Origin of the sequence: Scytonema sp. HK-05 (assembly GCF_963872035.1) — a bacterium.
GTDB lineage: Bacteria > Cyanobacteriota > Cyanobacteriia > Cyanobacteriales > Nostocaceae > Kalymmatonema.
On record NZ_CAWMYC010000036.1, the window covers coordinates 2,078 to 14,471 of the forward strand.

The following is a 12,394-nucleotide window of genomic DNA, read 5'->3' on the forward strand; positions in this document are numbered from 1 at the left end:
ATTCCCCACTGCTGCCTCCCGTAGGAGTCTGGGCCGTGTCTCAGTCCCAGTGTGGCTGGTCGTCCTCTCAGACCAGCTACTGATCGTTGCCTTGGTGCGCTCTTACCACACCAACTAGCTAATCAGACGCGAGCTCATCTTAAGGCGGTTTCACCCAAGGGCACATCCGGTATTAGCAGCCGTTTCCAACTGTTGTCCCGAACCTGAAGCCAGATTCTCACGCGTTACTCACCCGTCCGCCACTAAGCTCCGAAGAGCCCGTTCGACTTGCATGTGTTAAGCATACCGCCAGCGTTCATCCTGAGCCAGGATCAAACTCTCAATGAATGAGTTTGTTTGGCTCCGAATTTCAAGACGTTATATATAACGTCTCTACAATTCCGGAATCCTATAATTGTTTACTTATATCTTGGGGACTCATAATTTTACTGCCCCAATCAATAAATGATTTCTGACGAGAATTGGATGCAAATTTTGGCTTTCAAACTATTGTCTTTTCTTGGTTCGGTGTGTCAGAGTCACTTCCCTTGACACTCTTTCATTGTAACTGGACAACATTGGGAGTGTGTGGAGGTGAAACCGTACTTTTTCAGGATGGTTGCACTACTTCTTACTTGAGCATGAAACACATCTTTTTGTCTGGTTTGCTGTCCAGACATCAAGTCTAGCGCTTTCCCTTTGACACTTCCCTAATATAGCGTGACAACGCTGGGAGTGTGGGGGGGTTGAAACCGTACTTTTGAGAGGGATGGTTGCACTACTTCTTATTGAAGTGGACCAAACCTGTCTGTTCGGTTTGCTGCCAAGACATTGAGTCTAGGTGCAATTCTTAGGCACTAAACGAGTATAGCGTGTGGTTTTGCAATTGTGGGTATGAAATTTTAATTTTGGAATTTTTGCAGGAGCCAATGGCAGATGTCAGCTTGCGCTCCCACATCAAAAAGCTTGTTGTCACTGCATTCCTTTTATCCCAATAGTTAGAAACTATCTCTTCGCTACGTAGTCAATACGAGATTACAGTTATCGTCACAATTTGAAACGACTGTAGTCAACTTTGACTACGGGTGTAGTCAACTTTGACTATGAAGGTCTAGAAATTCTGCGGCTTTCGGAGCATTTCTTCTTATCTTATTAAGCAGGAATAAGTGTACGCAGCTACGGCAGTCAGGGGGGAGTGTCAAAAGGTACCAGTTGTTGACCGAGCGCTGTAGAACAATCTTGAACAACAACACATTAACTCGCAGCGCTCAGTCACCGCTTCGCTACAACTGGTTGAAAAAAAGCTTGGCTTTGAGCCAGACACAGCGCGAAGTGCCTTCGCCTAAGAGAAAGGCACTTCGCGTTGTGTACTTCACCACTCCACTTTTCTTTACCTGCCTGCTTTGTTTAGTTTACCCCTGAAGACCTCAGGCGCTTACCCGGTCATATTGGCATTTCAGAAGTGCATAAAAATTTCTAGTCCCCCTTATGAAGTAACAGAGGCGGTTGAAACGACTGCCGCCACACAAACGAAAAAGGGAAGCTGGAACAATGGACACCAAAATTTTACTTGAACAATTCCAACTGGTAAACTTTCAAAAAGGCAAACGCATCACAATTCTTGGCGCAGGTATCGCAGGTTTAGTAGCAGCATATGAACTCGAACGCCTGGGACATGAAGTCGAAATTATGGAAGGTAGCCCACGCATCGGTGGACGGATATGGACACACCGCTTCGGAAACTCTTCAGACGCACCTTACGCAGAACTCGGAGCAATGCGTATCCCAAGCGACCATGAAATGACACTGCATTACGTAAATGAAATGGGACTTTCTGACAAACTGTGCAAGTTTATGACAGTATTTGAGGAAAGCAACGCAATGATGAACATCAACGGGCAAGTGCTCCAGATGAAAGACGCACCCCGTGTATTGCAACAAACAGAAGGTGGTATCTTCAGTGACACTCGCTACAGTGAAAGAACTCGCCTGTTTGCTGCTTGGCTCAAAACTATTATTAATACTATCGCTCCTGGTAATCTCCGTTCTGATTTTGAACGCGACTTGAACTCTCACTTAATGGATGAGTTAGAGCGCTTAGATTTAAACCCCTACTTCAGCGCTGACGGCGAAACGATTGACTTACACTCATTCCTGACACAAAACCCAAGCTTCCGCGCAAAGTGTTCTCAAGGGTTGGATATTTTCCTCGGCGACATCATGACAGAAACCAGCCATGACTTGTTGCAACTCAAAGGTGGGATGGATCAACTCATCCAACGTTTGGCAGCTTCAATCAAAGGTTCTATCAAGTGCAACCAAGAAATCGTCGCCCTGCGCGTACAAAAAGATTCTGTCCAAATCACCTACAAGGAAAATGGACAGTTGCACACCAAAAACTGCGATTATGTACTATGCACCATTCCCTTCAGTGTATTACGCAAGTTGGAATTGAGCGGCTTTGATGATGATAAACTTGATTCGATTCACAACACTGTTTACTGTCCCGGTACCAAGGTGGCATTTCACACTCGCGAGGCTTTCTGGGAAAAGGATGGTATCAAAGGTGGTGCTTCCTTCAGCGGTGAAGGTGTGCGTCAAACATACTACCCCTCGGTGAAGTTCAACAAGCAGCATGGTAGCGTGATGTTGGCTAGCTACACCATCGGTGACGATGCTCAACGCATGGGGATGATGTCTGAGTCTGAGCGCTTTGATTACGTCCAAAACACTGTAAGCAAGATTCACCCCGAACTAAATGCACCTGGTGTGATAGTGGACAAAGCATCCATTGCTTGGGGCAACTACAAGTGGAGTGCTGGTGGATGCACAATTCACTGGAATGACGCTGATAAATCTCAGAATTACCTCTCAGCGCAAAGAGCCCAAAACACTTTGTTCTTTGCTGGCGAACATTGCTCTCGCTTCCCCGCATGGTTACAAGGTTCCATTGAGTCGGCACTGGAAGCGGTTTACGATATCCTCAAGCACAAGCCAGTTGCACAATCTACTGCTGTGCCCGTAGCCAACTCCTGGAACAAAAATCCTCAAATGGTCACAGTTGGAGTTCGGTAGTTATAACCACGTTCATCTTAACTATTACAGTTCGGAGGTAATCATCAAGAAAATTTAACAACTAACAGTCCATATTCAATTCAGCTAATAAATCCCTTTTTGTTTCGCCCGCGATAAGCGGGCTTTTTTAATGATAAAGTTGCTTTCCCCCGCTTCGCTGTGGATTGGGCGCTACTTGGGGGAAAATATGTTTTTCTCTTTTTGGCAGTTTTTTACTACAAGTAGTGAGAAAAATCAATGTGACAGTTACCACTTCATAAACTGGATAACGGTCAAAATTTTGCTGTCGGGTAGCAGGGAACGTAGGATAATGGTTTGGGTATCAAAACCCTCGGTAAAAGAACGAAAAGCCGAGAGTTACTTATGGTTAGGCGAAAAAACACGTCTTACAGGTCGAGAGAGCATCTTACTATAGATGAGGTGAACGAGTTAATACACGGTGCTGGTTGCCGTGGCAGACATAAGCATAGGGATAGCACCTTAGTGTTGATGATGTTCCGGCATGGTCTAAGAGCTAGTGAGGCTTGTGACCTGAAATGGGATGCCGTGTTGTGGAAAGAAGCTCAAATCATGATTAATCGGGCTAAGAGAGGGGATAGCGGTACACATCCACTGCTTAAGGATGAGGTGGAAGCGCTCAGGGAATTGAAGCGTATTTACCCGAATAGCTACTACATTTTTGCTGGTGAACAGGGTAAAAACTTAAGCGTTGATTCCGTGCAGAGAATTGTTAATGAAGCGGGTAAAGTTGCAAAACTTGGAATCAAGGTACATCCCCATATGTTACGCCATGCTTGCGGCTATCATCTGGTCAACCAGGATGCTCACTTGCTAGAAATTCAGTCGTATTTGGGACACAAAAATATACAAAATACTGCCAAGTACACAAAGTTGAAAACAACCAACTACAAGACGTTTCAATGGGATTAATCGGAAGAAACACACCACACGATTGTTATTCACGACTCAGATAAATATGTCTAATTTGGCGTATGGCAAGAGTTAGTGTCACCTAGTGCCAACTCGCTGGTTGATTTGGTTTTTGGTTTATCGGAAACGGTGAATATCGCTAACATCTACAGATATCGCAACTGTTACCCAAATAGCTACACAACAATTGATGAATCAAATTTTGCTATCTCTAGCGTTTCTTCTAGAGCGAAGTCAAATCTTTCCCAACCTTTAGAACCTGTATAAACCCATCTACCATTCGATTTGTCTTCTAAATCGGCTATAGCAGCTTCTATTATGTGAAAGTATTTTTGATATTGATTGGCAAGTCTTGCAGGGACTATCAAATTATTTAAGTCACCATGATTCATAGCGTAAACAACATCATTCCAAACATAAAAAATCACTGCTAACCCTTCTCTATTTTTAGATTTCTTAGTTAGACCAAAATCTTTAGACATCGTATAGTCTCCTTCGCTTTACGCTAAATAGCTACGTAATTCACTGAGTAACTCAACAGCTTTCTCATAGCGTGGTGATGGTTTGCCCTTAGAAGATTTGCTGGCGGCAGTTTCAATGCGCTCATCCCAGGAATCAACCAACACCTTAATTTGCTCAAATGTGGCAAGGATATCAGCGATATTGTCGGCTATGGTTTCAGGCACGCGAACCACCTTGGTTTTAACACCCGTACCGTATCTGCCAGAACGCGGGATGCCAGAGGGTCTTCCACGACGTTTAACAACTTTATCAGTATCACTCATAATTAACTGTTACAGATAACTCAGATTAAGTGTAACAGATAAAAACAAGGTTGTTCATCACTCATAATTAACTGTAACAGATAATTATGAGTGGTCAATCGCTTGTGTCATGATTGTTTAGAGAGTCGTACCAGTCAGATGTCGGCGGATTCGCGACCATGTCATGACCGTGGTACTGCGGCAACGACTGTGCCGCACGCTCTCAAGGCAAGCGCTCTCTTGGTGCTTGAGATACTGGCGGTACGCTCCTTGAGTAACTTATTATCCGATTAGGAAAATCAACTTGATTTCAACAGGAAGCATTATGAAAGAATGGCAAGAAATAAACAAAAAACCTTCGATTCTAGACATATTAAAAAACCCCGATTATTATGGTTTTTCATCTGAAAAAATGGGTGAGATGTTAGTCGAAAATGGGTGGACTGAACCGTCCGAGATATATTCTGCGAGTATGTTAGGTGCTGTTAAAGCGGCATTAAACAATGACAGAAATGCTTGTGAATATTGTGTCATTCGTGCATTAGGTTTTAATGGTGCTTCCTCAGGTGAGCAAAAGCGAAGTATTTTGACGAGATGGTGTGATAAACTACCAGAAAAACCTCAGCAAATTCTTAAAAGTGTTATTGAAAAAATAATTGAAATCCCTTGAACGTCACTCTTAATTAGCTGTAACAGATAAATATACGGGTTATCAATCGCTTGTATCATCACTGTTTAAAGAGTCATACCAGTCAGAGGTAGGTTGATTCGTCACCATGTCATGACCGTGATAGCGGATACTAAGCTGTCGCCGCACGTTCTCAAGGCAAACGCTCTCTGGGTGCTTGAGATACTGGCGGTACGCGTGAGCAGTGCGTTTGTCAAGACCATCGAAGAAATCCTTTTTACCAGCTCGAATAGCAGCGTCAACAGTTTCTACCATCATTTGATAGTTGAGCGTACCGTCCGAGTTAAGGAAAAACATCTCATAACTTTGACCATAATTCCTGAGCAAGCGCTCATACTCCTTGCGCCAGGAACACAGTTGAGCATAAGTTTGAAAAGTGAATTGAGACAAGCTAAATTCATGCAATAATCCTGGTGTTTCAACTGTACAACCGGGATAAACTGGCGAGTCTTTCCATACACGGTAATTGCGCCGAAAATCGCCAACTTTAAGAATGCGTTCTTTCAGGTAAACGTGTCCTCTGTTTATTCGCGCTGGTGATTGCAGTGACAATAAAAATATCTCAGAAGGCTTATCATCTTCATCTGTTACTTGTAGCACCTCAACACCAGTTATCATCTTATGCCCACGTTTTGAGTAACTACGCATGGCAAATTTCGGCACGCCGTTGAAGCTCAAACAGTAATTAGCAGAACCGTGAAAAGTAGCACTATCATAAAACCCCTTTGCCTCAAACTCAAATTGACCGAGACGTTCATTACCTTTTACATCATAGGTGACTTGATGTAAGATATCTAAGTTAGGAAACAAGCGCTGCAAATGTTGCATTGCGACCTTATTTATCCAGCTTAATGACTCATCTGGTGACAGTTCTTGTAGCTCGTCGCCGAAACGGATACTTAAAGCAGGTTTTTCGTCTACAACACGTAAATTAACTTCGGTATAATTATGTGTAACAGATAAATGTGGTTTGTCTGTTAGCGGTGCAAATGTATGGCGACGGTAGGCATTGTCAGCGTACAGATTAATAACAGTTTCTCCAGTTATTACCTGTTCATCTTTAGGATATAAAACTCTATTAACATCAAAAGCACAACCATCGGTGATACTCTGCCATCCATGAAAACCTTTCTCCATACACCAAGCTAATGCTCTAGCCCTGGCGGTAATATTGTTGCCGACGACGACATTACCAACGGTAAAGAATGGTGATACCATATCACCATAGACAGTGTTAATACAGTCTTTATATAATACGTTAAAAGGTGTTTTCTTCGGATATTTATTACGCTCCAGGAGTAACTTATTAACCAACAGTTCACCAAGGTTAATACCGTACCAGCGATGGCACTCCGACTCAATGGCTATCTTCCGCGTCTTACCTTTAGATTTAGCGGCTAGAGTAGTGTTCTTACCCTGATGATTTTTATGTGCTTCTACAAGTGAATCTATACTGTCTAGACGTTCGCTAGCTGGATAGAACATTGCTGTTTCAACTATCAAATTATCCAGGAGTTCTTTACGTTGCCTAGGACTGGCGACATTCTCCAACCATTGGATAAAATCATGAGTGATAATAGCATGGTGAACTTCACTAGTGAGGATTTTGATTTCACCGATGTTATCAACGCTCCACCATTGGTCGGTATCAGCAAAATCGCTATCAGTCGGCATATGACTAATATCTTTTGGTGGAAACCATGACGCCAGGTAGTCCTGTTTGTACTTCAATGGTTGACCATCTTTACAAGATACTCTCGCTTGCCATAAACCTGGGACTAACTCATGACCATATCTTTTGAGAAATTGTCGTAGTGTTTGGTAATCATTCAACTTACTCTTAATGGGATAATCAATGATGACGGGAATGCCCAAGGGATAAGTTTGAACTCTTAATCCTTCACCGTAACACCCAGATATATCAATATCACAAATAACACCTTTAATAGTGGTATCAGTCGGTCTATTATTACGGCATCTGCCACCATCTACTTTGGCGTTAAGACAAGCTGTGGTTGTGGATTTGCGCTTTAACCAATCAGAGGAAGCATACTTGCAAAATGTGTTGATAACATCTCTATCATCTGGAGAAGCATTGAATAAATTCTTAATTCCGGCTTCTATCATTCGTGCGACTGTTGCACCAATAGTAAGGCGTGGTGGAGTGTAGTATTTGGTAAGTCCTAATGCATCATAGATTTTAGAGAAGTTCTCCATATTACCTAATAAGGCAGGATAATTATATAAATCCCCTAATGCATAAGGGTCAAAATCATCTGGTCTTTTAGTGTACATGACATTCATAATTGCTTTTTCAGCAGTTGTGAAGTTGTCTTTGTACTTGAGTTGTATACCGCTATTAGAGCAAAAAGTTGCATAGCTGGCGATTCCATGTACAGCGCAGGTATCGTAGATAGCGATTCTGACTTTGTAGAATTCTCCATCTAGAGTCAGTACCCAAGGCATCTCTACCCAATTGAATAATTGATTGCCAGCTTGTGTGTAAGTTCTTAATCTTCTACCTTGTGAGATGCCGAAGTTTGTCGGGTTTGTGATTAAGGTAAGAACATCATCACGGTAAACTCCTTGGAAGACTCGCAGCAGTTCGGCGACTGCAAAAAAGGCATATATGTCAATCTGCAACCAGGGTAGTTGTGTAACGGTGTCCCAGGAGGACAGTCTAGAAAGGTTTACATCATAAGAGTAGTCCTCCAGATAGTCTAAGACCACAAAACCATATTTGAACAGCTTATGACGGCTTATAGCGGCGCTATCAGGATGTGAGTAGATAATTCCTGTGTTGTGGACAATGGAGCGACACTGTACTGTTAAGTTAGTACATTTGTACAGTTCTGGGTTGTTGATATCGTAGTGCGGATGGGTGTATTCTGTATCTATCTCAATCGGCAAGTAGACATTCATGCCCATTGGCTTTTCTACGATGGTTTGCGGGTATATGTAATCGCTGGCTGATTGTTTGAACATTTTAGTATTGAATTGAAGTTTTAAGGATTCTCTACCGACACGTAGAGAATTTTTTTTTTTTATTTTTGTAGTAAGCGAATTTCCTTATTTTGCAAAGTCCTCAACAGTTTTAGAGTCGGTCTGAGGAGAGGCGATGCAGCTCAACAAACGGATAAGGGCGCAACAGAACGCAAGCCAAAAACCAGCGTAATCCGAGCAGCACCTTAAGGTAGCCGCAATCCGCTTTGCTTTAATAACTCAAGTTCTCGCTCTGGAAACCCAATAATTCTGGTGTGTGAGAGCGGCAGTAATGCGCTAAGCGTTGAATTGTGTTGAAGTTTGCATCTGTACGTTGTTCAGATAAATCGCAAACGATGCCAGATAAATCTTGGAATGCCATTATCTGGAGTTGCTCATCTACTGCGGCAACGACTGTGCAGCACAATTGTTTGTGTGACATGATGAATTATGCCTCAATGTTGGTTAGCACAACTTGGGGAAGACCTGTTAGAGGGGTAGTTACCAGCTATCTCTCTAGGGGGCATCTTCAGTTTTCAACAGCATACTGCTACATGGGTTAGTTTGAACAGTGTCCCAATTGTTACTTCTCCGAGGTTGTTGATTATATTCTCAATATTATTGACGCTATTCTCAATTATTTTCGAGAATATTTACCCCCGCAAAGTGGCAGTTTTGAAAAAAAGCCCGACTTGCGGGGGTAAAACGTCTTCAAAAAATCGGCTTTTTGCAAGGGTTTCAGCGATCACGTTGGTGCAAACCGGGTTATATATGGGGAAAGGGTTTGCACCACCCCCCAGTAAAACCGCGCATCAAAAATCAACTTCAAGTGATGGTGTCATCGGAGAGACTCGAGTAGAAATACTCAGCCGTGAAACACCATTGTAAGAAGCAGATGTGTGCAATCGTTAGTTGGGACTTAAGCCGCAACGCCGGATATTTACCTCGCTCAGCCCAGTTATCTTCTCAACATAAATGTCCTAGTCGGGACTTAAGTCCCGACTAACCAAAATGGGTATGCAGGGGCGTGAGTTTCGGCGGCACAACACTGTACTCATTGCATTAGAGCTATGACGGGCTATTGCACCAAAATCGAGCGTATTAAAATGCTCATGACCTCGCCTGTGTTAGGCTGGATAAATCCGCAAGCGCCGATGTGGTTCTTCCCCAAAGCTATGAGACTTCAGACGGTAGCGTTCAACCAATTCATGTTGCATTTTGCGAACCGACGCAGAACGTGGCAACAATTCGACTGGCTGACCTCTCTTAATCACAACCTGCTCAACGGCTACTCTGGCTTCTTCTAAAGCATCAATCTCCGAATCACCACTGCTGCGGCTATAAAGTGCATTTACATCCGTGGTGTCCGGTTCGTCCATCTGCAAGCAAGACCGCAAAGCACGGGTAATTGCTGAGATAGTGTTAGCTTTAATGGTGTAAACAGGTACTTGATGGTCTGCCACCATGTGCCGGAAATTGGAGTGTTTTCTGACGTGCGTACGCAAAGCCAAAATCACCTCTGCATCATTGATATCCCTTGTCAGCACCACCGGCAAATTCAACTGGTGGATGACCTCCTCTAACTGGTGACGACTAACACCATAGGGGTATACGTGCAACGGTGAATCTTCGCTCATAGGCTGGTTGGGTTGATGAGATTCAGCGAGTGGTTGCGAGTACTCTGGTTCTTCTAAAATCCTGCTATCGTCTCGCTTTTCCCGAAACGGTATGACCCGCCCAGAACCACGCCATTTCTGTGATGGTTTAGTAAAGTCAGGTGATGCAGATTCCTTAAGTTGCATCTGATGCTGGGAACTGGGTATCTCGCGTGTAATCGTTACCTGACCCAAGTCATTAATGGTTCTAACTTGCGGGTTGGGTTGATGTCCCCGCAGTAAAGTATCTACCGTGTCAGCGACACTTTCATGCACAACCCAACGCTGGCGTTCCAACATCTCCACCGCAATTTCAAATGTGGGAGGTGCTTTGCGTTCCAAAACCGTCTTTTGGGTGCGCCGCCTTCTTGCTTCTTCATCGCCTAGCGTCACGGATTGAATACCACCAACTAAATCCGATAAGGTGGGGTTTTTGATTAAATTTTCAATTTCGTTACCGTGGGCGGTACCTACCAACTGTACACCACGTTCGGCAATGGTACGAGCAGCCATTGCTTCGAGTTCTGTGCCAATTTCATCAATCACGATGACTTCTGGCATATGGTTTTCCACAGCTTCAATCATGACTTGATGTTGCAACTCGGGACGCGCAACTTGCATTCGTCGGGCGCGACCAATTGCGGGGTGAGGAATATCGCCATCCCCTGCGATTTCGTTGGAAGAGTCGATGATGACCACGCGTTTATTGAGTTCATCTGCTAAAACACGAGCAATTTCTCTTAACGCAGTGGTTTTACCAACCCCAGGGCGACCTAGCATGAGAATCGATTGACCAGTTTCAACCAAATCGCGAATCATAGCGATCGTACCGTAAATAGCACGACCAACGCGACAGGTCAAACCGATAATCTTGCCATTGCGGTTGCGGATAGCGCTGATGCGGTGCAAAGTTTGCTCAATGCCTGCGCGATTATCCCCGCCAAATGTTCCTACTCTTTGGATGCAATCGTCAAGTTGTTGTTGAGTAATTGGTGTTTGGGATAAATATTCTGCTTTGTCTGGAAAACGGGCTTCTGGACGGCGACCCAAATCCATGACAACTTCAACTAAATTGTCCCGTTGTAGGTGTTGTTCTAAACTGGAGCGAATTTCTTGTGGCAAAATATCCAGTAATTTCTGGAGGTCATCTGTAATTAACATGGGTTGTATATAATTTTTTTATTGATAGAGTTTGGATTAGGTTTGCTCAGAAGAATTACCAAAAATTAGGTAGTGCATGAATGTAGCGAAGGCACTAAATCTCATTATGAATTCAAATAATGCTAATTCTTTTCTATGAACTATCAACGCATTAAATTTTGAGGTTTATATTTGTTGTTATATAGCTTTACTGTAGCAATTTACTAACAAGAAAAGAGTAGGTAAACCGAATACTTTATAAGCGGATTATGTCACTAATTAAAGCTTTGTAAGCAGATAAAGCAAGAGCCTCCTTTCAAAACTGAAAGGAGGCTTCTTGATTAAATATTTACCCCGGCACTGAACTATTTTCGCAGGCAGCTACCCACCAACGGGAAATCGCCGCTTTTCTCGTTTCACAACTGAGTATCTCCTCCGGAGACGCTACGGGTTCACGAACGCGAGTGCGTGCGCTCAGCGCTCAGTGTAGCGAAGCTTTACGTTCTGGGAGTCAGAGTGGTTCCACCGCGCTATTAGCACGCCTGAAAAACAGTGGTCAGTTACCAGTGACCAGTTACCAGTTATCGGGCATCCTGTTCACTGATAACTGTTAACTGATAACTGATTCAAAACCCTGAAGATTGCACAGCAACTTGTCTTACACCAAATTAAATTGAGGTCAAGCCCTCGGTCTATTAGCACGGGTTGGCTGAGCACATCACTGCACTTACACCGACCGCCTATCAACAGGTGTTCTTCCTGTGACCTTACCAGCTTATTGCTGTGAGAGTACTCATCTTGAGGTGGGCTTCCCACTTAGATGCTTTCAGCGGTTATCCGCTCCGCACTTGGCTACCCAGCGTTTACCGTTGGCACGATAACTGGTACACCAGCGGTGCGTCCCTCCCGGTCCTCTCGTACTAAGGAGGGCTCCTCTCAATACTCTTACGCCTGCACCGGATATGGACCGAACTGTCTCACGACGTTCTGAACCCAGCTCACGTACCGCTTTAATGGGCGAACAGCCCAACCCTTGGGACGTACTTCCGCCCCAGGTTGCGATGAGCCGACATCGAGGTGCCAAACCTCCCCGTCGATGTGGACTCTTGGGGGAGATCAGCCTGTTATCCCTAGAGTAACTTTTATCCGTTGAGCGACGGCCATTCCACGCTGTGCCGTCG

8 protein-coding genes and 1 rRNA gene (1 of these 9 only partly in view) are annotated in these 12,394 nt (G+C 44.0%); 3 read left to right on the forward strand and 6 right to left on the reverse strand.

Annotation, left to right across the window (positions count from 1 at the left end):
* Nucleotides 1–1,530 precede the first annotated feature (1,530 nt).
* Both AACT52_RS06905 and AACT52_RS06910 read left to right on the forward strand, forming a co-directional pair.
* Nucleotides 1,531–3,054, forward strand: a complete 1,524-nt coding sequence (locus AACT52_RS06905; protein WP_073636381.1) for a flavin monoamine oxidase family protein — start codon at nucleotides 1,531–1,533, stop codon at nucleotides 3,052–3,054.
* Nucleotides 3,055–3,417: 363 nt separating this feature from the next.
* Entirely contained in the window at nucleotides 3,418–3,984 is a 567-nt protein-coding gene (locus tag AACT52_RS06910) for a tyrosine-type recombinase/integrase (RefSeq protein WP_073636388.1), read from the forward strand.
* A gap of 176 nt (nucleotides 3,985–4,160) precedes the next feature.
* Here AACT52_RS06910 and AACT52_RS06915 read toward each other — a convergent pair whose 3' ends face one another.
* Nucleotides 4,161–4,466: a hypothetical protein gene (locus tag AACT52_RS06915; protein WP_073636382.1), complete on the reverse strand. Its 306-nt coding sequence runs from the start codon at nucleotides 4,464–4,466 to the stop codon at nucleotides 4,161–4,163.
* A gap of 18 nt (nucleotides 4,467–4,484) precedes the next feature.
* Nucleotides 4,485–4,769, reverse strand: a complete 285-nt coding sequence (locus tag AACT52_RS06920; protein ID WP_073636383.1) for a hypothetical protein — start codon at nucleotides 4,767–4,769, stop codon at nucleotides 4,485–4,487.
* A gap of 304 nt (nucleotides 4,770–5,073) precedes the next feature.
* On the opposite strand from AACT52_RS06920, the gene AACT52_RS06925 reads away from it, so the two are divergent.
* Nucleotides 5,074–5,418 carry a hypothetical protein gene (locus AACT52_RS06925; protein WP_073636384.1) on the forward strand — a complete coding sequence of 115 codons (345 nt, stop codon included), beginning with the start codon at nucleotides 5,074–5,076 and terminating at the stop codon, nucleotides 5,416–5,418.
* A gap of 42 nt (nucleotides 5,419–5,460) precedes the next feature.
* Here the strand turns inward: AACT52_RS06925 and AACT52_RS06930 are convergent, their stop codons facing one another.
* From AACT52_RS06930 to AACT52_RS06945, 4 genes are all read right to left on the reverse strand, one after another.
* Nucleotides 5,461–8,421: a hypothetical protein gene (locus tag AACT52_RS06930; protein ID WP_073636385.1), complete on the reverse strand. Its 2,961-nt coding sequence runs from the start codon at nucleotides 8,419–8,421 to the stop codon at nucleotides 5,461–5,463.
* Between the two features lie 229 nt (nucleotides 8,422–8,650).
* Complete coding sequence (locus AACT52_RS06935; protein ID WP_073636386.1) at nucleotides 8,651–8,860, reverse strand: hypothetical protein; 210 nt, start codon at nucleotides 8,858–8,860, stop codon at nucleotides 8,651–8,653.
* A gap of 685 nt (nucleotides 8,861–9,545) precedes the next feature.
* A complete protein-coding gene (locus tag AACT52_RS06940; protein WP_073636387.1) occupies nucleotides 9,546–11,234 on the reverse strand; it encodes a R3H domain-containing nucleic acid-binding protein in 1,689 nt (562 codons plus the stop codon).
* 654 nt (nucleotides 11,235–11,888) lie between these two features.
* Nucleotides 11,889–12,394: ribosomal RNA gene (locus tag AACT52_RS06945) — 23S ribosomal RNA — on the reverse strand (its annotated part continues 130 nt past the right edge of the window); the annotation flags it as partial.